The organism is Streptomyces sp. SD31, from assembly GCF_052068475.1.
In the GTDB taxonomy this organism is placed as follows: Bacteria; Actinomycetota; Actinomycetes; order Streptomycetales; family Streptomycetaceae; genus Streptomyces.
This window is the reverse complement of sequence record NZ_JBQHCX010000034.1, coordinates 1-20,419: the sequence shown is the minus strand read 5'-3', so window position 1 is coordinate 20,419 and position 20,419 is coordinate 1. Positions and strand designations below refer to the sequence as shown.

Genomic DNA, 20,419 nt, shown 5'->3' with positions numbered 1-20,419 from the left:
GGGGGCGGGGCCAGGGCCTGTCCGGTCAGCGGGGAGTGACACCGGACAGGCCCTGGCGGATCGCGCGGGGCCGTGGCCCCGGTTGCGGGCTGCTACACCTTGAGCCAGACCGCGCGGTCGGGTTCCAGCTGTCCGTCCGCGACGGGGCCGCTGGCCAGCAGGATCGCGGTGTGGTCGGGCAGCTGGTACGCCTCGTCTGAGAGGTTGACGACGCAGAGGAAGCCGGGGTCGCGGCGGAAGGCGAGGACTCCGGCTGGGGCGTCGAGCCAGGTCATGGTGCCGTCGCCGAGGGCGGGGTGGTCGCGGCGCAGGCGCAGGGCGGTGCGGTACAGCTCCAGCATCGAGGTCTCATCCCCGGTCTGTGCCTCCACGCTGAGCTGGTTCCAGTTGGCGGGCTGTGGCAGCCAGGGACCGGCGTAGGCGTCGTCGGGGCTGAAGCCGAACGGCTCCGCCTGCCCGGACCAGGGAATCGGCACGCGGCAGCCGTCGCGGCCGCGGTCGGTGTGGCCGGAGCGTTCCCAGATGGGGTCCTCCAGGACGTCCACCGGGAGGTCCTCGACCTCGGGCAGGCCAAGTTCGTCACCCTGGTAGATGTAGGCACCGCCGGGCAGAGCGAGCATCAGCAAGGCGGCGGCGCGCGCACGGCGGGTGCCCAGCTCCAGGTCGACGGGGCCTTGGGGCTGGTATCGCTCGTTGGGCACCCAGCGTGCGACGGTCTGGCGGGCGTAGCGGCTGGCGTGGCGCATGACGTCGTGGTTGGAGAGCACCCAGGTGGCCGGTGCGCCGACGCCGCTGAGCATGGCGAGGGAGTCGTCGATGACCGTGCGGAGGTCCTTGGCGTCCCAGCTGGCCATCAAAAAGTCGAAGTTGAACGCGGTGTGCAGGCCGCCGGGGCGGACGTAGGCGGCGAGGCGTTCGTAAGTGTCCGCCCAGGCTTCGGCGACGAAGGCCCGCTCACCGGGGAACTCGTCGGCGACCGCACGCCAGGTGCGGTAGATGTCGTGGACCTCGTCGCGGTCCCAGTGCGGGTGCACGACCTGTTCGCGTGTCAGGTCGGGCAGTTCGGGGTCCTTGGCAAGGCCATGGGCGACGTCGATGCGGAAGCCGTCGACGCCCCGGTCGAACCAGAACCGCAGGATGGACTCGAACTCGGCGTGCACGTCCGGGTGTTGCCAGTTGAGGTCGGGCTGTTCGGATCTACAGATCGAACTCCAGGTGCTCGATGTCGGTGAAGCGGACTTCCTCCAGCTGGCCGGCGCGGCGGCCGTTGTCCTGGAAGTACACCTCCTTGAGTGCTTCGGCGGCGATCTGCTGGAGCTGCTGGTCGCTGGCGCCCTGCTCCTGGGCGTCGAAGAGGCGGGCGGCGTACTGCGGCGGCAGGGCGACTGTCAGGTGCCGGAGGCGGCCCTCGTCCGTCGTTCCGATCGGCGCGGTGTAGCCGATCCGGGCGCGGGTGTCGATGACGATGCCGCCGGTGGTCGCCGCCTTCTGCCGCGCCCTGGCGCGGATCTGCGGCTGCCACCGCTTCTTCACCTCGTACTCCAGACGGGCGGCGAGGTCCGGGCGCGGCTTTTTGATCTGATCTTTCACGTACCGTTCGACGGTGCGCTGGGAGATGCGCAGCATCTGGGCGACCGCCCTGGTGCCCTTGAGCTGCCTGACCAGGTACCGCATCTGCGCGGGCGCGCTCTTGGGCGCCGGGCGGGTGAACGCCTTGTGCACCGCGGCGTCCAGGCCGTTGCCGAACAGGCTCATCGCGCTCTACCTACTCTCCGCTGTCCTGGTCGGTGACGGTGCCGTCCTTGATGTACCGGGCGAGGTTGAGGTCCGGGGCGTTGAACTGCTCGCGCACCCCCTCACCCCACAGCACGCTCTGGGTGCCCTCCCACTTCACCAGGCCCGGGTTCACCCCGAGCTTGAAGCCGCCCGGCAGCGGCTTGCCGTCCCGGTAGGGCAGGAAGTCCAGCGGCGACGGCCCGTCGGACGCGTAGACGGCGCAGTCCGAGAGGATGGCCACCGGGTACTGCCCGGTGAACGCCGCGTGCTTGACGATCTTGCGGTGCATGTTGATCCGCGTGCGGGAGATGACGGCGGCGCGGATGTCCGGTCGCCAGGTGGGCCGGGCGAGGGCCCGCCACGGCTGCCCGGGCTTCCAGCCCTCCCCGCGCGGGCGCTCGCGCAGCTTGCCGATACCGCCCTTCACGGTCGCCTTGATCGCGGACACCACGACCGCCAGCTGAGGGTCCCGCTGCCGGTAGCCGTCCATCGCCGCGAGGAAGTCGGCCGGCGGCATGTCCGTGTGCACGCCGAGGTCGGCCATCGTGGCGAGGTAGGCATCGCGCAACCGGTTGTACCAGGCGTCCAGGTAGCGGCCGTTGTCGTGGCGGACGTACGCCTCGATCGGCGCGACGTCGTAGCCGAGCTCCACCGCGTACGCCACCGTCGGCGTCGCGTACCAGGCCGGGCCTGTCGGGCGCTCGCCCTTCGGCGTGAACGGGCTCGGCAGCAGCCCGGCGTCCAGCTCCGCCCACTGGCCCTTGGCGACCTTCACGCGGGACAGGTCGACGTGGCTCAGGTCGACCAGCCAGGAACCGGGCAGTTTCGGATCGAAGACGGGGTTCTTGACGTGCGTCGGCGCGCCAAGGCCGACCGTGAGGCCGTTCGCGCCGGCGGCGAAGGCCATGTTCACGTCGATGCCCACCAGGTGGGGGCGAAGGCATTCGGCGTCGGTGAGCGGGCGTGCCCAGTCGTACGCCTCCTCCGCCAGGACCTCGGCCGGGGTGCGGTGGTGGAAGCGCGGCAGGTCCGCCAGGAGCGGGTGCCCGTCGGGGGCCTCGCACGGCGCGCAGTCCACCGAGTCCTTGCCCAGCGAGCCGGGGTTGTGCTCGGAATGCCGTCGGCCGTCCGCGTCCGGTTCGGAGGCACGGGTCGGCGGGTGCAGAGCCGTCATCAGCTCCAGGCCCGTGACGGCGGTGGAGCCGCGCGGCGTCATCACCCGGGCCGCGTAGGTGCCCAGGAGCCGCGCGAGTTCGGCCGGCGGCAGCTGGGCGGCGTCGGCCCAGTGCCGGGTGTCGAGCGCGTCCCACGACGGAACGCACAACTGCACGCAGGATCGCTCCGCGCCCTGCGCGGGGCGGTAGATCCTCGCCCACGGCCCGAACCCGCGCTTGGTCAGCTGCCAGTCGGCGCGCGTCAGCTGCTTGATGACCTTGTGGCCCTCCGGGATCCGCCCGGCCAGGCGCTCCTCCTTGGTGAGCGTGACGGGCAGGCCATAGTGCTCGCACGCGGCCTGGGTCAGCACGATCAGCGGGTCGGCGTCCTTGCCCGGCCCGGACAACCTCGGCTGGCCGAGCCGCCCTTCGCGCAGCGTCCACTCCACCAGCGCGGGAAGCGACTTCGCCGGTACGTCCAGGACCAGGCCGCTGACGCAGTACGCCAGCACCTGACCCTCTGTGTCGACGTCGACGACCGCGAGCGGACCGTTCTCGAAACGCGGATCGGCGCCGCCCGCCGGGGTGCCTGCGGGGGCGGCCTTCTTCGCGGCCGGACGGCGCGACGTCGGCCTGGTCGTGACCGCCGGGCGCGGTACAGCGGCAGGGGCAGCGGGGCGCAGTGCGGTGTTCGCGGGCTCCGCAGCCGGGCCTGTGGGTGCGCTGCGGGCTTGGGCCGGTTCAGCTGCCGATGGCGCAGGAGCGGCCGCAACGACAGGCGTTCCGGGGGCCGCCGTGTCCTCAGGGGGCACCGGGGTGTTGGCGGGGTAGAGCTGGGCGAGCTGCTTGAGCATGCGGGCGTATGCATCGCGCTCTGGCGGCCGCGGCTCGGTCTTGCCGGCCTCCCAGCCGCTGACCGTCGCGCGCCGCACCTGCAGCGCGGCGGCCACCTCATCCAGCGTCAGCCCGTGCGCCTGGCGCAGCCGTTTGCGTTCCGCCGGGGGCGGCAGCGGGGAGCGGGACGCGATGAGCGCGTCGACCGCGTCGAACAGCTCGGACAAGGGAGCACCTCCTGTCCCGCAACCCTAGCGCGAAGCGAACATTTCGCGTACCAAACGCGTACGGATGCCGTAAACGGTGGTGGGAGTTCACGATTGCCTCCAGACGTCCCCGGGGCTTGGGCTGCTTCACGTCCTTTAGCCCAGGGCCGGCAGTGGTGTCCTGGCAATGCCTGAACTGGCCGGGCAAGCGGCTTGGTGTGAGAGATCTGGGAGAGCAGACGGCCGCCATGCACCAGCCATCGCGGTGGCAGAACGGTCGAGGGCTGGCATGGGTCAGATCGTCAAGGGACTCGAGAGAGCGTTGCTGCCCCGTCCCGTGCCCACGCGTGACGCCGCTGCGCGTTTCCTGCTCAAGACGGAGAAGAACTCCACGAAGAACGTAGCTGTCCTCCTGGGGATCTCCCAGCGCACGGTACAGAGGTGGACCACCACCCGGCCGGGAATGCGCCGCAACCCCAGTGCTGTGCATGCGGGGTTGATCGACGAGGCCGTCAGGGCACGGTGGCAGCCCCGGGTGCGCGCCCGCCTGCGGGCCCCGGCCGAGGCCGACGGCTTTGTCCTCCACACCAGGGCGCGGTTCGGATTCGACGCTCCAGCAGGCTCGTCGGACGATCCGCGGGTACGGCTGATCACCCCGTACCTGTCGGGAGAAATGGCCCGCGAGCTGTTCGCCGCCCGGGACGCCGGCGCAGGCGAGCAGCAGATGGCGATCCTCGCCCGGGCGCTGGGGCATGCCTACTTCCGGGACGCAGGCCTACGTGCCCACGGTCCCGGGATCGCCTTCACCAACGTGGAGTTCGCCGATTTCTCCATCGGCTGACCGCTCCCCCGGCCTGCTGTTCCGCGCGGCGCCACCTCCCCTTGCCGGCTTGAGGTGTGCGGGGCCCGGGCTCAGGGGGCGGGCGGGACCTGGTGCGGTGTCAGCATCGTGTCGTAGCGCTGCGCTTCCTTGCGTTCGCGCCAGTCCCACTGGATGCGGCCGGCAGGACCGGTGCGCTGGCCGGCGGGCGGCTGGGGCGGGCGCAGCCTGGCAGCTTCCGCCACGCACAGCAGGTGGGCGAGGTCGTGAGGGCCGGCCAGCAGGTGCCGGTCCTGGCCGGGCGCGAGCCGGGCGAAGCAGACGGCGGCCTGCAGGAAGACGCGTGCCCACGGCGGCGCGCGGTAGGTGGCGCAGCCGTCGCTGTAGCGGGCGCGGTCGTGCAGGGCCAGGGTGGCCGCCGCATCGTCGTAGTCGCCGGGGCGGGCAGTGGCGAGCTGCTGAAAGGAAGCGCCGGTGAAGGACGCGGCGGCGAGAGCGGCGGCCAAGCGTGGGTGGACGGTCACGGTGGCCAGGCGTCGGGCGGCTTCCCGGGCTGTCTGCTCGGTGAGCGGTGCGGGTGGCGGGCGGTGCCGGAAAGTGATCGCCGGCGGTGTACACGGAGCGGTACATGGAGCGGGGCTGTCGTAGGAGACGAGGCGCTCCAGTGCGGGCAGGGTGAGCCACCGGTTGGCCAGCCGGGCGGGTTCGTCAGCAGGAGGGGGTATGGGAACGGTCGTGCCGTAGTAGTGGCGGCGGGCGGCCTGGAAGTCGGCGGTGACGGAGTAGCCGGCCATCTGCAGGGCCTGGTGCAGGGCGGCGGGCAGATACGGGCGGTGGCAGACCAGCGTCAGGTCGATGCCGGTGAGGGCGCGCAACTGCAGGAGGCGCATCGTGCGGCGGGCGGTGAGGCGGTGGCGCGCAGGACGGTCAGCCGGTTCACGGGCAGGGCGGTTCACGGGCAGGGCGGTGATCCAGGCGGTGGCGGCGACACGCCCAGGCACTCCCCGGCCAGGCGCACATGCTCCCGCGGCAGCCACCGCTCGACGCGCAGCGCCAGCAGACAGCGCACCGCCGGCACCCGCAACGCCGTCAAGGACTCCTCCCCCAGAACACCGGCCGGATCCCTTGGCGGCGCCAGCGGCTGTCCCTCCACCCCATGCCCCTTCGTTCTCATCCGCTTCCGCGGAGCCCGCCTTCGTTCACCCAGTCGGAACAGGTGAAGGCCCGTACACAAGCCCTTCGAGCAGCCCGGACCGTTACGGATAGGGCCCAAAACGCGCGCAAGCCTGCTCGATCAGCTCCCGGCCCACACGCCTTGCGGGGTCGCGCTCGCGGGCCGCGTAGACATGCGACGTGATCTTCGCCCAGGTACGGAAATCGCCGCGCGCCATCTGCTCGTCCACCCGCGCAACATCGTCCGCATCCGCCTGCGCCCACACCGGATGGAACAGGCTCAGCGTCTGCCGCACCCCAGACTCATCCAGCCGGCCGACCTGATGCCAGGTCAGCACCCGCGAGCGCAGCGCCGAAGCACGGGCAAGAGCCCGCTCACTTCCAGCCCCCACACAGCACCAGCGCCGCCGCACAGCCCGGCGCGTCCCACAACTGCCGCAGATAATCCAGCAACGGCGGCGTCAGACGCTGGGCGTCATCGAGAAACAGCACACCCGGCTCGGCCAGTGCCCGCATCAGAGCCTGGCTGGCCGGCCCGGCCAGTGCCCGCATCAGAGCCTGGCTGGCCGGCCCGGCCCGATGCGGCAGCGCCCCCGACTGCAGCCCGAACGCCTCGCACAACGAGGCCCGCAACTGCGGCAGACGGGCGCCACCCCGGCCACCGCCCGCCACACCGGCACCCGGCCGGGCAGAAGATGCAACGCCTGCTCGACAGCGACCGTCTTCCCCAGGCCCGTACCCCCGTACACACAGCACATCCCGCGGACCGCGACCGTATGCCCCACCGCCTCCACCACACCGGCCACCTGCCGGGTCGACACCAGCCGGGCCCCCGGCACGTACAACCGCACACCACCGCCCCGCACCCCCGCATCCGCGGCGCCCTCCGCCACCGGCACGTCGGCGGGCGGCCCGTCGACAACAAGCGGACCACCCGCCCCGTCCACGAGTCCCAAATCCGCCAGGGCCCGGTCATACCGGCTCGGCTGCAGCCCAGCCCGGGCCCCTGCCGGACGAGCCACCTCAAGAACCCGGCCCGCCCCCAGATCCCGCTTGATCACCCGATGCAACGTCGGCAGCGAGGGCACACACTCCGCCCCCCCACCCCTCCAACACCCCCCCTTCCTGAGCCCGGAGCATCCTGCGCCGCAACTCCGCGACGTTCCCGCCCGCCTGACCCAGGACCCCCCACAACGCGTCACTCAGCGAAAACCCGTCCCGCCGCGGCCGCGCCTCGACATCGCCCCGGCGTCCACCGGCCAGCCACCGCCACACCGTCCGCTCCGACACCCCCGCGCCAGCCCCGCCGCGATCCGCACATGCAACCGCGACAGCGGCCCCTCCCCATCCACCGCAAGAAGCCGCCGCACCACCACACCCCGCGCCAACGGCGCACCCCCGGCCGACACCACACCAGCCGATCCCGCCCCGGCCCCACCCGCCGAAACCCCCCGAACCGTCATACGACCCAGCCCACCCGCCCCCGCCAACCCCTCACACAGGAACAGCGAAACCCATGACAGCCAGCAACCAACCTGCTGGCCACACCACAACAGCCGCTTGGTCACCCCATGACAGCAACCAAAAACCAGCCCCACGCCCACTACCAGGACATCCACACCGCAACTCCGCTGACGCCCACCCGCTGCAACCCCACCGCCCAATCACACGCCGCGCTGAGCCCTGCGTGGCCGGCTCCTACTCCTTGAACGAGAGGTGCCCGACCGTGGAGTGGGCCTCACTTAGAACCCCTCTTTGAACCGGCCCTCCGCGCCCTGCGAAGCAGTGCCGCTCCGCCGGCCTGATCGGCGCAGCGTCATGAGTTTTCTCGTTACTCCACAGCGCGGCCGATGAGTTTGCGGCTCCCGGACGGTCCAAGCTCGTGACACCTAGGAAAGGACACCGCCATGTCGGAGCTTCTCGTCGACTTCATCACCTCCCTCGACGGCCACGCATCGGGAGAGGGATGGCCCGGGTTCTGGGGCCTCGAGGGCCCGGAGTACCTCGCATGGCTCGGCGAGCAGCCCGAGGCCACCTACCTGATGGGAGCGAACACCTACCGCCTGATGTCGGGCTTCGCCGCAGGCAAGGTCCCGGATGGCCAAGACGAGTTCAGGCCCGAAGAAGAGGCATCCGTCGACGAGCTCACGCAAGCCCCCAAGGTGGTGTTCTCCTCCTCACTCAAGGAGCCACTGACGTGGGCCAACTCCACGCTCGTCCGCGACGACGCCGTCGAGGCGGTCCGCGCCATGAAGTCGAGCGGCTCGGGGCTCCTCAGCACGATCGGCAGCCTCAGCCTGTGCCGGTCCCTGCTACGAGCCGGACTCGTCGACCGCTTCCGGGTCGTGATGTTCCCGGTAATCACCGGGGCCACGGGCGAAGAACGCATCTACGACGGCTATCCGGACGTCGCCCTCGAAATGATCGAGCACCGCACCTTCGACGGCCGCATCCAACTGGTCGAGTACAAGCCCCGCGTGCTCGAGCACCCGCCGCTCGGCGCCCCGGCATGACATCGCCCCGTCCGCCGGTCTGAACGACCGCCAGGCCGACGCCGACGGACGCGGAGCAAGACCTCATAGGGGGCCGAACGGCCAACGTCAGGACACCCGGTCCAGGTCGCGGCGCGGTTGAGGGAGACAGGGTTCCTCCAACAACGTCGTCAGCACGCCCCTGGTAACCATCGACACCGATCGGCGGCCCGGGAACGTCGCCGGGAGCTACACCAAGAGCGACCGGGCGGGCGAGCTGCTGAGGTGGAGACCGAAGCTGTCCCTGGCAGGACCGGCAACCCTCTCGGCGGCTCGCCGGCACATGAGGGAAAGACCTAGCCAGTGGAGCTTGACGGGCCTATTCCCTATGGCTGGCTCCCCAGCAGCTCGGCGAAGAACCGGCGAAGCAGCGCTGGAGCACTGTTCAGGCCCAGCTCGTACCCACCGAATCAATACACCTCGTACCCCTTGAGCCGCAGCGCCCGGTCTTCGGCGACCATCTTCGCGCACAGCCGCGGGGACGCCTCGTCTGCCTCGGCGTAGTGGTGCTTCCCGTCCACTTCCACCACGACGCGGACCCCGTGCGGGAGCAGGAGGAAGAAGCCATGCGTTCGCGGCCGAGGGCGCTGTCCTTGGTGCCGCGCTCTTCGCGCGTTCTCGGGCCCATGTGCAGGTACACCTGCGGCAGCAGCGCCGGGTGACCGGCTCCGGTCTCGCTCATGGGGCAGGCTCGCAGTAGGTGCGCAACACCCTCTGCTCGGGCGAGAACCACTTCGGCCGCTCGGGATCGCTCTGCAGTGACGCCCACAGCCGCTTGCAGAGGCAACGACAGCCTCCAAGAAGCTGGCCAAGGCCGCGCACCAGATGGCCGACGCGACCTCCGCCCTCCAACTGCGACCGACCTCGTTGTCCGGCATGTCCGCGGGGAGGGACTCCCGAGCCCGCCACCAGCTGATCATCTCGCCCCAGGTCAGGCCAGATGCGCTGAGCCGCAGGCTGTACACGAGGCAGAACTGCTCATTCTTCACCATCAGGACGTCGTTGATGATGGCGTCGCCGAGCACGAACTCCGGTTTCGGCCGCCCGACGCAAAGATCAGGTCCTTCATGACACCGGACACGCCGGCGCCGATCGTGCGGGCAGCAAACACTGGGGCGCCGCTAATGCTGTCCACCTCGATGAGCTCGTAGCCGTCGTGCGCCAGCGTCACGTTGAAGAAGGCATGCAGACGCTCGACCTCGGCGGTATCGAGCGCACCGCCGGATGCAACATCTCGGCCAGAAACCGCAGGAGCGCTTCGTCGCTGTCAGCCAGGCCGAACCGCTCCTCGTGCCAAATCCAGTCGCCTTCCCAGCCTGCGGGACTGTTGATGCAGGTCTGCCAGACATCCCGGGCGGCATGGGCGAACCGGGAGTCGTGGCTGGGCAGGTTATCGAGGTCGTACCGGCGGCTGAGGAACTGCACCTCATCGAGCATCCCGCCCCACCACACGCCCGCCAGACCGCCCCGAAGCCGACGCAAGTGACGTCGGTGATACGGCACGCTTGACCTCGCCCCTGCCGCAGACGGGGGCGGTACCCGTCCAACTGATCCAGAACAGGACCGAACACGCCGCTGACGAAGCTCCGACGTGCGGCATAGCCATCGCTCATCCCCCTGGTCCTTCCAGTAACCCTCGAAGCTCTTGAAATCCCGGAAGGACAGGTTGAAGACGACACCCAGACCCTTCAGCACGGCGGGCAGGACCCCGAGGAGTACCGCGATCTCCTGGTCGACGAGAATTCCCGCCTCCGCCCGCGCCGAACGCTCCAAGGCCGACCACGGCAAACCGGGTCAGCCTGTAGGCCTCGTCCAAGCCGGCCATGTCATCCACCGAGGTACCCCGAAACCGCTCGACCAGACTGGCATCCAGACAGATCCACGTGCAGCTGAACGACTCCCCGCCAATCTGCCCGACAACAACGAAGCGATACTCAGTCACCTCCTGACTATCCCGTCACACCCCCTGCCAGAACCCCAACCCCGACCAGCTCCCCCCTCTTCGACACCTGAACATCAACCACCACGCCACCGAGATGAATTCAGCCGACGGCCTCAGCGGCCGCTGCTGTTTCCGGGCCGACCACCTTGCTGAGAATCAGGTCACGGACGGGTGGCGCCAGCACCCGTGGGATCTGAAGGACGTGCCACTGGCAGCCGGGCACCAGACCGTCCAGCAACACGAACATCTGGCACTAGAACAGCAGCATCAGTGCCGAGAACACGCCTTTCGACGGCGCCCAGCGGCGATCCCGCAAAGTCTCGGTGACGGAGACCCCAGACGGCAGCAGCCTGCCGTGCAGCCACTCCTCTACGGCCTCGCCGAGCTGCCCGGCGTCCAGCTGGCGCTCCACCCGCTGGCACAGATCCAGAGCCCACTCCCGCACCTGGGCCGCCGTGCGCCAGCCGGCCGCGAGGCCTTCCAATGACGCCGTGTCCGCCAACGCCCGCAGGAGATCACGGGCATCGCCGTCAGGGATCGGACGGCTACGCCAACGTCCGCCACTACGTGAGCAGAACTCTGCGGGGCAAACCCCAGCCGGTCGGGCCCCGGCCGCCATCGGCCCGCGCCGTGACCCGCTGACTCCTGACTCACACGGACGCCCTGATCGAAAGCCACCGGGTCCAGCGCAAGGCCGTGCTGGCCAACTGCCTAAGGCTGTCCCGTAAATGATCTATGGAGTGCTGGTTGACCAGTCCGTTCTTCGTTACCCGGCCAGGGCGAGGTTGTGCAGGTGGGCGATGCCGAACATGGCGTGGTGAACACCGTCACCTTTCAGGCGGCAGTCGCGGAGGATCTTCCAGCCCTTCATCCGGGCGAAAACGTGCTCAACGCGGGCGCGGACCTTGCGGTGAGAGGCATTGTGCTCCTCTTTCCAGGCCGGGAGTTCGGCCTGGCCGCGCTCGCGGCGGTGCGGGATGACCAAGCCGGTGCCCCGGTAGCCGCCGTCGGCGATGACCGTGGTCCTGCCGACAGCCTCCTTCGCGCCGGACAGTTCCCACGCCTTGCAGTCGTTACGGTTGCCGGGCACCGGCCGGCCGACAGCGACCACGAGCCGGGGGTCGGCATCGATGACGACCTGGTGGTTGGTTGAGTACCGGCAATTCTTCGACTGCTCGGCGACGGTGTGGTCACGGGTGGGCACCAGGGTTCCGTCCACGATCAGCACGGTGTCCTTGGGAAACCGCCCGCGCGGCTGGAGCGCGAGCAAGGGCCCGAGGTGGGCGATGATGCGGTCGGCGGCCGACTTCGAGATGCCGAACAGCGGCGCAAGCTGGCGCAGCGTCAGGTTCGTGCGCCAGTACGCGGCGACCAGCAAAGCCCGGTCCTCCAGCGGCATGCTCCACAGCCGTCCTCTGCGGACCGCATCCGCGCCTGCTCGGCTCAACGCGGTGATCAGCTTGCTGAACTGACGTGGGCTCAGCCCAGTGAACGGGGCTACCCAGGAAGGCTCCGACGCCGTCATCACACCAGCCATCCCGAGATCATCTCTTGTGGTGGGGCCCTGCGCGATGTCTCGCAGAATCCGATGGCGCAACGCAGCTCAGGCGTCAAGAATCGCCGGATGCATGAAGTGAAGCTGTCCGACGGGATCATCACTCTGTCCCCGCTACGCCTGGACGATGCGGAGGCACACCTCGCGGGGGAGGATGAGCAGCTGGTGCGCTGGCTCAGCGGCGGTCCCGGCACACGCGAGGGCGTCGAAGCCTACATACGGCACTGCCTGGAACAGTGGGACACGGCCGGCCCACTCCGCGCTTTCGGCATCCGGGTAGGCATCGACGAGGCGCTCGCGGGGACGATCGACCTGCGCTTCACAGCAGAGGGCTTGTCTCCCGGCCAGGTGAATGTCGCCTACGGCCTCTACCCGTCGTGGAGAGGGCGCGGCCTGGCCACCCGCGCGGTCCTCTTGGTCTCCCGATATGCGACGAGTGAAGGAGCGAAGCAGGCTGTGATCCGGGTAGAGCCGGAGAACGCCGCGTCTTGCGCAGTCGCCCGTCGGGCGGGCTTTACCCCCGACAAGCACACACACGGCGCGGACGGGACACGGCTCGACTGGTACATACGGGATCTGCGCATCGATACCCAGTGACGACCCTGGCGCTCGCAAGCCAGCGCGGGGCTTGGCGACGCATGACCAGCGGTTACGGGACAGCTCTTGAAGCGTGTTGCACAAGGCTGTGAGCTGGGCATCTCCCGGGTATGGCCGGGGTTTTAAGGGCTGAGCGGGTGTGGGTGGAGACGTTCACCGGGCTGCAAGTGACGCAGTTTGCACGTCTGTTGAAGGTAGTGCGGGAGCGGGGCGGCGATGGCACCTTGCGGGGCAGGCCATGGTCGTTGCCCCTGGCCGAGCGCGTGCTGGTGGTCGCGGTGTACTACCGCACGAACCTGACCATGCGGCAGCTGGGCGCGCTGTTCGGCGTCTCCTCCTCCACGGTGTGCCGGGTCATCCAACGGCTGGGGCCGCTGCTCGCGCTCGAGCCCGTCTCGCGGCCGGCCGATGCAGCGGACCGGTTGTGGATCGTGGACGGCACCCTGATCCCGGTCCGCGACCGGAGCGTGGGCGCCCCCTCGCGCAACTACCGGTTCTCGGCGAACGTGCAGGTCATCGTGGACGCGGACACCCGGCTGGTGGTGGCCACGTCCCGCCCACTGCCGGGCACCACCGCGGACGCACACGCCTGGCGGCACTCCGGCCTGCCCGCCCACTGCGAGGGGGTGACGGTGCTGGGCGACGGCGCCTACCTCAACACCGGCCTGATCGTCCCGCACCGCAAACGGCCCGGACGGCCGCTGCTGAAGGGCGAGGAGGAAGACAACGCCGAGCACCGCAAGGTCCGCGCCCGCGTGGAGCACGTGATCGGCCGGATGAAGAACTACAAGATCCTCCGCGACTGCCGCCAGCGCGGCGACGGCCTCCACCACGCCGTCCAAGCCGTCGCCCGCATGCACAACCTCGCCCTCGCCGCATGATCCGGAGCGCCAACAGCCCAGCTCAGGCTGCCTGCTCACAGCCTTGTGCAACACGCTTTAGGCTTCAAACTGCGTGAGACACACACTGTTTGACGTGTACAGATAAGTGGATAGTTCATCAAGTCGCGCAAATTGAGTGCCTGTTGTTGATCTATTTCATCCCTTCAAATTGGTTGACATTCAGGGGTGGAATGTCGGACGTTCAGCCGTGACCCACCGATGCGCCACAGGGCCGGAGAGATGGCACGCAGATGACTTTCAGAGACAGGAACCCGAAGCCGGGGCGCGGGAGGCGCCCGGCGGCGCTTGCCGCGGTGACGACCCTGCCGGCGGCTCCGCCGGCAGGGCTGGGCGCGACCGGGACCGCGCAAGCGGCCACGGTGGACGCGGGCTCGTGGTATGAGCTGATCAACCAGGGCAGCGGCAAGGCGCTGGACATATCGGGTGCAAGTACTGCTGAGGGAACCGCCGTTCAGCAGTGGACCCGCAACGGCGGTGCCCATCAGCGGTTCCAGTTCGTCGACTCGGGCGACGGCTACTACCGACTGAAGGCCCAGCACTCGGGCAAGGTGCTCGACGTCCACGGCTGGTCCGGCGCCGACCACGCGGACATCGTGCAGTGGGGCGACACCAACGGCTCGAACCAGCAGTTCCGGCTGGAGGACTCGGCGGACGGTTACGTTCGTCTGATCAACCGCAACAGCGGCAAGGCCGTCGAGGTCCGGAACGCTGCCACCAGGGACGGTGCCAAGGTTGTGCAGTTCACCGACTGGGGCGGCGCCAACAGCAGTGGCAGCTGGTCCCCGTGAAGAGCGTCTCGGAGCAGGTGCACACCGCAGGGCGGGTCAAGGACCTGGGGAAGACGGTGCAGTTCAGCTGGCCCGGGGTGTACTTCGAGGGCCGCTTCCGCGGGACCGGCCTCGGGGTGGTACTCGACTGCGCGGCCGCCGACTACGACGTCCAGGTCGATGGGGCCACCGTCGCCACCCTGGTCACACCCGGCGACACCACGCACTGGATCAACGGCCTGCGGGACGGCGAGCACACGGTCCGGGTCGTCAAACGCAACGACACCCCGGGGGACACCAGCACGTTCGGAGGCTTCGTCGCCGCGCCCGGGGGCGCCGTACTGAGCAAGCCGGCGCCCCGGGACCGCCAGATCGAGTTCATCGGGGACTCCCTCACGGTGGGCTACGGCAATGTCTCGGGCACCCGCGACTGCAATCCGGAGCAGCTCAAGCGGAACACCAACACCGACGTGAGCCACGGCGCCCTCACCGCCCAGCAGCTGGACGCCGATTACCAGATCAACGGCTTCTCCGGCCTCGGCATGGTGCGCAACGTCGCCGGCATCTCCCCGGGCGTCACGTACCGGACCTACTACGACCGCGCCCTGCTGAACGTGGACGGCGACGTCTGGCAGAACCCGGGGACGTGGCGCCCCCAGATCGTGGTGGTCAACCTCGGCTCCAACGACTTCTCCGACCTCACCCCCGGTGAATCGTGGACGCCCGACAGCCTCGCGGCCGCCTACCGCACCGCCTACGGCGAGTTCCTCCGGAAACTGCGGACTCGCTACGGTGCCGGCACCACCCTCGTAGCCGTCGGCTTCGACAGAAACGCCGAGCATGTGCGACAGGTGGTCGAGGCGCGCAACGACGCCGGCGACAGCCGGGTCCACTACTGGTTCCTCGAACAGTCGGGCCTGGACTTCCTCGGATGTGACGGGCACACCTCGGCTCACGACGACCGGGTGATCGCCGACCGGCTTGCCCCGTTCCTCAGGAGCCTGCCGACGGGATGGTGAGGGACGTGGCCACCCGTGAACCGGGCCAGGGACTGCTGCCTCTCTCCCCCCGCCGTCGCCTCCGGCACCCCCCTGCGTGTCCTGCCGCTGGGCGACTCGATCACCTGGGGCGAGGGCAGCAGCACGGGCGACGGCTACCGGGGGCCGCTGTGGGACAGGCTCACCGCGGCAGCGGTCCCCGGCCCCGCTGTCGGGTCTGGCCGCCGGGCGAGGAGCTGATCTCGTAGCCGAACTGGACGTCGCCGATGGTCTCGCTGCCGGACATCCAGCCCTTGGTGTGGGCGATCCAGTGGAGGACCGCGTTCACGTCCACGGTGCCGGAGGTGGAGTCGGTGATCCGGAGGAACGAGAACTCCTCGTTCGACCCGTTGGTGCCCTTGAAGACGTTCCAGTTGTGGCCGCCGACCCTGGCATTGCCTTGGTAGGAGCCGAGCGGTCCGACGGCTCCGTTGTGGTTGACCCAGAGCATGATCTCGTAGTCGTGGTGGGTGTCCCAGATGTCGTACGCGGTGCTGTACGCGCCGGGACGACGGGACGCTGACGTCGTAGTCGCTGGTCAGCCAGGCGAGGTAGTCGATCGACTACCTCGAGTTGGGGTAGGACTTGATGCCGCGGGTCTCCGAATGGTCGGCCCAGACGCCCCAGCCTGTACCGGAGTTGGCTAAGGCGCACTGGCTGCCCGCGCTGGCGCCCCAGATGTTGTTGTAGAGCGAACACCGCGACCGGCAGCAACGGGCCCAACACTGCCCACTGGTCATCAGATAGATCCCCACGCCCCACACCGAGATCATCACGGCACGAGGCGAGACACTGGAACCACTCCTAAAACACGGCCTAACGACCTCGCCAAGCACGTGCGGACCTTCGCCCACGACATGGTTACCGACCTGCAGGGTGACCGACTGCCGGAGTGGATCGAATCACCCAGAACCGCTACCGACCTGCCCGGTCTCAGTCGGTTCGCCCAACACCTCGAACGCGACCTTGATGCCGTCGCCGCTGGCCTGACCTGCCCTGGAACTCCGATGTCGTGGAAGGCCATGTCAACCGCATCAAAATGCTCAAGCGCCAGATGTTCGGCCACGCAGGCTTCGAACTCCTCCGCAAACGTGCCCTGTTGGCGTGACCGAGCTTCACCACACCATACCAACCGGACCAGAGCCCGAAGATCAATTGCAGAGTCACGAAGCACGAGTCGGCGCGTCACTGATCATCGAGGGATGCCTGCCGGGTAAGGAACTCTTCGAACGCCGCCTTCTGCTTCGGATCCATAAAGCCTTGGCGGACATTGCGGGCCTTCTCCTGGAGCCAGTGCGCCTCGTCGGGGTCCAGTAGCTCGGCGACCACCACGCCTTTGCGTGCAACCGCCGTGCGCCCTCCTACACGACGACGAAAAAGCGTGAACGCGCCGAATTCCGCTGGGTGGGCCAGTTCCGGATCCTCCGCCACAGCCCGGTTCTCTTCCCCAGCGCCACTCGTCGGGTAGGCGGTTTGGGCCCAATGCTCCCAGAGCGCCAGCGGGGCCGCGGGCACTAGCACGGCGCGTTCCGCCTCTTCACGCCCCTCCCACATGAACGTGACAGTGACGGGCTCGCCGACCACCTCGGCCAACCCGAGCACCCTCTCCATCTCATCGTTGATCGGGTGACCCACCACTACATCGATCTGAATGCCCATGGTGCGTGAGGCTACTGGCCGCTTCCGACATGCCAGCCCACAGCTCCTGCGCCTCGGCGACCACGGCGCACGAGGTGGACCGTCCGAAACCGGTGATCTCTCCGACTGAGCACCTGTCCGAGGCAATACTGCGACGGAGAGCAACCGCTCAACCCAATCTGGGCCAGTGCCCACGGATACTGACACAGCCAGCCGTCACCGGAACTGTTCGTGTGACGCCTTGTCACAGTCACATCAGTCCACATCAGGGCCGGTACACCAGCCGCCGCAGGACTGTCTCGGCCGGGCCGCGTCGCCCGGCGCGCTCCAGGGCGTACGCCCCGGCCACCGTGACCAGCCAGACGCCGACCGCGAAGACCGCCATGGTGGCGCTCGTCAGGTGCTCGCCGAGGCCGAGGCCCCAGGCCGCCAACAGCGGGGAGAAGATCAGCGAGTGCGCGAGGTAGCAGGACAGCGATCGCTTGCCGACCGCGGACACCGCGACAACGGCCGTTGCGCCCCACCGGCCCTGTCGGCTGGGCCGTTGGGTCCACCAGTGCGCGAACAGCGCGACGGCGGCGACGTAGCCGATCCCGGCGGCGTTCCCGGTGAAGTCCCGCAGGATGGTGAGCGCCCCCTCCTCGCTCTGGGCGTCGTCCGGCACCTCGAGCGCGCCGACGTGGGCGAGCGCGGCAGGCAGCCCGCCGAGCCAGCCGACCGCAATGCCGCTGACCGCGGTGCGGCGCAGCAGCCGCAGATGGCGCCCAGGCTCCTCCAGAACGCGACGGCGTGCCGCCCAGAAGCCGAGCAGGAAAACCAGGTAGCCGCCGCCGATGAGCGCGAGCGGGGCCCCTGCGAAGGTGATGAACAGACCGGTTGTCAGCCGGGTACCGAGCGCGGCGAGCCCGTTCTCCTCGCCCGACGCGTACGCCTCGAAGCCCGCCTCCGCTCCCGAGTCCCCCAGGGATCCCAACTCGCCGCGGAGCAAGGCCGTTATTACTGGCTGTGCCGTGAAGAACACCAGCTGTGCGGCCGCGATCCCGATCCACCACCTCAGTGCACGCTCACTGCGCCTGACGAAGAGCCAGCCAAGGATGAGGCTCAGCAGCCCGTAGTAGCCGACGATGTCGCCGGCCATGAGCAGGGTGGCGTGCGACAACCCTATGACGATCAGCCAGAGACTGCGCCTGCGCAGGATCCCCACCGCGGCGCGCCCCGAGGTCCCGGCCTCAATCTGCCGCAGGTAGAGCTGCATCATCCCGTAGCCGAAGAGGAACGCGAAGAGCGGATAGACCCGTAGATCCAGAACGGTGATCATAGTGAACTGGACCGCGCGGTCGGCCCACGTCCCGTCGACCGGCTGCCACCCCGAAGGACCGTGCCGAGCCGCCCAGAGGTGGAAGGCGGTGTTGGACAGGACGATGAGCAAGAGCATCATCCCGCGCGCGAGATCGGGCGCCAGCGCCCGCTCCTCACCCTGAACGGCCTCGCGCCGCAGCGGCGCCTTCTTAGCGTTCTTGGCATCGGTCGTCGTCACACGGCCACGCTAGGAAGGCGCCCGGTGCCAGGAAATCCGTCTTCGGTCTCACCACGGCCGACCAAAGTATGCCGCCCGTGCGTCCGGGTTCGATTGAAAGTCCGGAGCTTGATCCAGAAGCCCCGCCACCGTCCTGCCCGCCCGGCAGACGCGTGTGATCACGACTGGAAAACAGCCCCCAGCAGCCGCCACCGCCCCCAAGGGCGGTCAGCCCCTCGAGCCGGTCACGCTGCTGGAGTACACGGAACCCCTTGGTTTGGGCTCCCAGTCGCAGAGGCCAAGCTCCTCGCGGAATCGAGCGGTGGGCCGAGCCCTCACCCACAACTGCGTGCGGGGCAGCTTCCGGCGCGGCTTCCCGGCCGCTGTCTCGACGATCGGGGTATCGACAGGGGCCAGGATCTGCCCGCGACACCAGCGCTCGAGGGATACGAGTGTTGTGGTGTCCCCCGCGCGTACCACTGTGGCCTGGGTCCGGACATGGCGCTTTCCGCTCACAACGCCCCCTGATGTGCTTGTGTTCAGGGGGGTGACGGGATCATGCACCTGATTCGGTCGCCGCGGCAGAGGAGTGAGCCACTCGGCTCGCAGCGATGAGCTCGTGTGGGACCGGCAGCGCCAGGGTGTGGCTACAGAGGCGTTGCCGGCTGCGTCTCTGGATGTCGGACGACCTGTCGCGGTTGCTTTTTCCACCTGGTACCGGTTGAGATCTTGCGCCGTTGCGTACAGAGTCACGGCCCCTTGCACAGCCTCAACGGCTTCGAGCCAAGCCGGCGCTGCCAGTCGCGCTCCTCGTGGTCATCGAGCTGCTGCAACTGGAGATGAGCGTCGTCTGCCTGCTGCATCATGTACAACCGTCCGCATGGACTCCATCAGCTCCGCCGGAATCAAGGTGGTTACGACGTCGTCTTCTGCCTGGACGAGTTCGGCCGCTCAATCTCCAGCCGCACCCCGGGCGGCAGCGGGCCGAGCGCGGCGGGAGGCACAGGGATCCCGAGCGGGAGCCGAGGCCCCAGCGGCAGGCAACCTACACCCGCCCGCACGGAGTCAGGCACCTGTTCGCCGCCTACGACCTGGCCAAGGACAAGCTCTACGGCCGCATCAAGCCTAAGAAGAACAGGACGAGGTTCCTTCCGTTCTGCCGCTACCTGCGCAGCCTCTACCCGCCCAATGTCCGTATCGCGATCGTGCTCGACAACTTCTCCCCGCACCCCACCAAGAAGAAGGACACCGGGGCGGCGCCTAGGCCGACGTCAGCAACGTCGAGTTCGCCTACAAGGAGCAGGACAGCATGATCCGCCGCTACATCATCACGGAACAAGCACACTGCCGATATTCGCTTGCACGCCATCGTCATGCGGGCCAACGTCGCCTGACATCCGAAGAAGGCAGAGAAGATGACCACACAGACCCACCCCGTCGACCACGAACTCATCCAGGCCGCAGCGCACGTCGCGCGCACACGCTGCCGGGGCGACAACCACACCATGGCAGCGGCAGCCCGCGCCCGGGACGGCAGGATCGTCACCGCGGTGAACGCCTATCACTTCACCGGAGGGCCCTGCGCCGAATTGGTCCTCATCGGCGCGGCAGCCGCCCAGGGCGCCTACGAGCTGGACACAATCGTCGCCGTCGGCGACCGCGAGCGAGGGGTTGTTCCCCCGTGCGGCCGGTGCCGTCAGGTCCTTCTCGACTACTTCCCCGCCCTCAAGGTCATCGTCGCCGAGGGCGACCGCATCCGAACCGTCCTCATCACCGACTTGCTGCCCGAAAGCTACGTCTGGGCCGACCACCAACTCGACGCGGAGAAAACCGCGCCACTCAGCACGGGTTGACACCGCCAGCCGACAACAGGGCGAACGTTGCCTGATGTGGCACTAGGGTCCGTCTTCAAACGGATCTTGCCCAGAGCAGGAACGATGCGAGCGTGACCGCCGCCTCGTAAGAGGTGGC

Annotated in this window: 17 protein-coding genes and 4 pseudogenes; 8 read left to right on the top strand and 13 right to left on the bottom strand. The window is 68.9% G+C overall.

The features are described from left to right. Positions 1-92: 92 nt before the first annotated feature. From ACTMVF_RS42060 to tap, 3 genes and pseudogenes are all read right to left on the bottom strand, one after another. Positions 93-1,193, bottom strand: a pseudogene (locus tag ACTMVF_RS42060) (alpha-amylase family glycosyl hydrolase); the annotation flags it as partial. Between the two features lie 4 nt (positions 1,194-1,197). Further along, the gene (gene tpg / locus ACTMVF_RS42055; protein WP_441276374.1) at positions 1,198-1,755 is read right to left on the bottom strand and encodes a telomere-protecting terminal protein Tpg; all 558 of its coding nucleotides are present in this window, start codon (positions 1,753-1,755) and stop codon (positions 1,198-1,200) included. A 10-nt stretch (positions 1,756-1,765) separates the two neighbouring features. Next, positions 1,766-3,991, bottom strand: coding sequence for a telomere-associated protein Tap (gene tap / locus ACTMVF_RS42050; RefSeq protein WP_441276373.1), 2,226 nt, complete (start codon positions 3,989-3,991; stop codon positions 1,766-1,768). 166 nt (positions 3,992-4,157) lie between these two features. Between tap and tpg (ACTMVF_RS42045) the strand changes: the two genes are divergently transcribed. After that, on the top strand, positions 4,158-4,811 hold the full coding sequence (gene tpg, locus ACTMVF_RS42045) for a telomere-protecting terminal protein Tpg (protein WP_441276372.1): 654 nt from the start codon (positions 4,158-4,160) through the stop codon (positions 4,809-4,811). A gap of 71 nt (positions 4,812-4,882) precedes the next feature. On the opposite strand, the gene ACTMVF_RS42040 is transcribed toward tpg (ACTMVF_RS42045), so the two are convergent. The 4 genes from ACTMVF_RS42040 to ACTMVF_RS42025 form a co-directional block, all read right to left on the bottom strand. Then, positions 4,883-5,746 carry a hypothetical protein gene (locus ACTMVF_RS42040; RefSeq protein WP_441276371.1) on the bottom strand — a complete coding sequence of 288 codons (864 nt, stop codon included), beginning with the start codon at positions 5,744-5,746 and terminating at the stop codon, positions 4,883-4,885. Beyond that, positions 5,743-5,943 (bottom strand): hypothetical protein, encoded by a 201-nt coding sequence (locus ACTMVF_RS42035; protein ID WP_441276370.1) that lies wholly within the window; start codon positions 5,941-5,943, stop codon positions 5,743-5,745. The genes ACTMVF_RS42040 and ACTMVF_RS42035 overlap by 4 nt, the downstream gene beginning before the upstream one ends. A gap of 103 nt (positions 5,944-6,046) precedes the next feature. Then, entirely contained in the window at positions 6,047-6,259 is a 213-nt protein-coding gene (locus ACTMVF_RS42030) for a hypothetical protein (RefSeq protein ID WP_441276369.1), read from the bottom strand. A 79-nt stretch (positions 6,260-6,338) separates the two neighbouring features. Further along, positions 6,339-6,635 carry an ATP-binding protein gene (locus ACTMVF_RS42025; protein ID WP_441276368.1) on the bottom strand — a complete coding sequence of 99 codons (297 nt, stop codon included), beginning with the start codon at positions 6,633-6,635 and terminating at the stop codon, positions 6,339-6,341. A gap of 1,235 nt (positions 6,636-7,870) precedes the next feature. On the opposite strand from ACTMVF_RS42025, the gene ACTMVF_RS42020 reads away from it, so the two are divergent. Continuing rightward, a complete protein-coding gene (locus ACTMVF_RS42020) occupies positions 7,871-8,476 on the top strand; it encodes a dihydrofolate reductase family protein (RefSeq protein WP_441276367.1) in 606 nt (201 codons plus the stop codon). 1,009 nt (positions 8,477-9,485) lie between these two features. Here the strand turns inward: ACTMVF_RS42020 and ACTMVF_RS42015 are convergent. From ACTMVF_RS42015 to ACTMVF_RS42005, 3 genes and pseudogenes are all read right to left on the bottom strand, one after another. After that, a pseudogene (locus tag ACTMVF_RS42015) lies at positions 9,486-9,931 on the bottom strand (hypothetical protein). Between the two features lie 758 nt (positions 9,932-10,689). Continuing rightward, positions 10,690-10,938: a hypothetical protein gene (locus tag ACTMVF_RS42010; protein ID WP_441276366.1), complete on the bottom strand. Its 249-nt coding sequence runs from the start codon at positions 10,936-10,938 to the stop codon at positions 10,690-10,692. 264 nt (positions 10,939-11,202) lie between these two features. Continuing rightward, complete coding sequence (locus ACTMVF_RS42005; protein WP_441276365.1) at positions 11,203-11,973, bottom strand: transposase; 771 nt, start codon at positions 11,971-11,973, stop codon at positions 11,203-11,205. Between the two features lie 87 nt (positions 11,974-12,060). Between ACTMVF_RS42005 and ACTMVF_RS42000 the strand changes: the two genes are divergently transcribed. From ACTMVF_RS42000 to ACTMVF_RS41985, 4 genes are all read left to right on the top strand, one after another. Beyond that, positions 12,061-12,588, top strand: a complete 528-nt coding sequence (locus tag ACTMVF_RS42000) for a GNAT family N-acetyltransferase (protein ID WP_441276364.1) — start codon at positions 12,061-12,063, stop codon at positions 12,586-12,588. 110 nt (positions 12,589-12,698) lie between these two features. Next, complete coding sequence (locus ACTMVF_RS41995) at positions 12,699-13,469, top strand: transposase family protein (protein ID WP_441276363.1); 771 nt, start codon at positions 12,699-12,701, stop codon at positions 13,467-13,469. A 314-nt stretch (positions 13,470-13,783) separates the two neighbouring features. Continuing rightward, positions 13,784-14,278, top strand: a complete 495-nt coding sequence (locus ACTMVF_RS41990) for an RICIN domain-containing protein (RefSeq protein WP_441276362.1) — start codon at positions 13,784-13,786, stop codon at positions 14,276-14,278. Continuing rightward, a complete protein-coding gene (locus tag ACTMVF_RS41985) occupies positions 14,275-15,276 on the top strand; it encodes an SGNH/GDSL hydrolase family protein (protein WP_441276361.1) in 1,002 nt (333 codons plus the stop codon). The genes ACTMVF_RS41990 and ACTMVF_RS41985 overlap by 4 nt, the downstream gene beginning before the upstream one ends. A 160-nt stretch (positions 15,277-15,436) precedes the next feature. Here ACTMVF_RS41985 and ACTMVF_RS41980 read toward each other — a convergent pair. From ACTMVF_RS41980 to ACTMVF_RS41970, 3 genes and pseudogenes are all read right to left on the bottom strand, one after another. Next, a pseudogene (locus ACTMVF_RS41980) lies at positions 15,437-15,989 on the bottom strand (GH12 family glycosyl hydrolase domain-containing protein); the annotation flags it as partial. A gap of 490 nt (positions 15,990-16,479) precedes the next feature. Then, positions 16,480-16,953 (bottom strand): hypothetical protein, encoded by a 474-nt coding sequence (locus tag ACTMVF_RS41975; protein ID WP_441276360.1) that lies wholly within the window; start codon positions 16,951-16,953, stop codon positions 16,480-16,482. 244 nt (positions 16,954-17,197) lie between these two features. Then, on the bottom strand, positions 17,198-18,469 hold the full coding sequence (locus ACTMVF_RS41970; RefSeq protein ID WP_441276359.1) for a DUF418 domain-containing protein: 1,272 nt from the start codon (positions 18,467-18,469) through the stop codon (positions 17,198-17,200). A gap of 882 nt (positions 18,470-19,351) precedes the next feature. Here ACTMVF_RS41970 and ACTMVF_RS41965 point away from each other — a divergent pair. Both ACTMVF_RS41965 and ACTMVF_RS41960 read left to right on the top strand, forming a co-directional pair. After that, a pseudogene (locus tag ACTMVF_RS41965) lies at positions 19,352-19,842 on the top strand (IS630 family transposase); the annotation flags it as partial. A 21-nt stretch (positions 19,843-19,863) separates the two neighbouring features. Next, positions 19,864-20,301, top strand: coding sequence for a cytidine deaminase (locus tag ACTMVF_RS41960; RefSeq protein WP_441276358.1), 438 nt, complete (start codon positions 19,864-19,866; stop codon positions 20,299-20,301). The last annotated feature ends 118 nt before the right edge of the window (positions 20,302-20,419 follow it).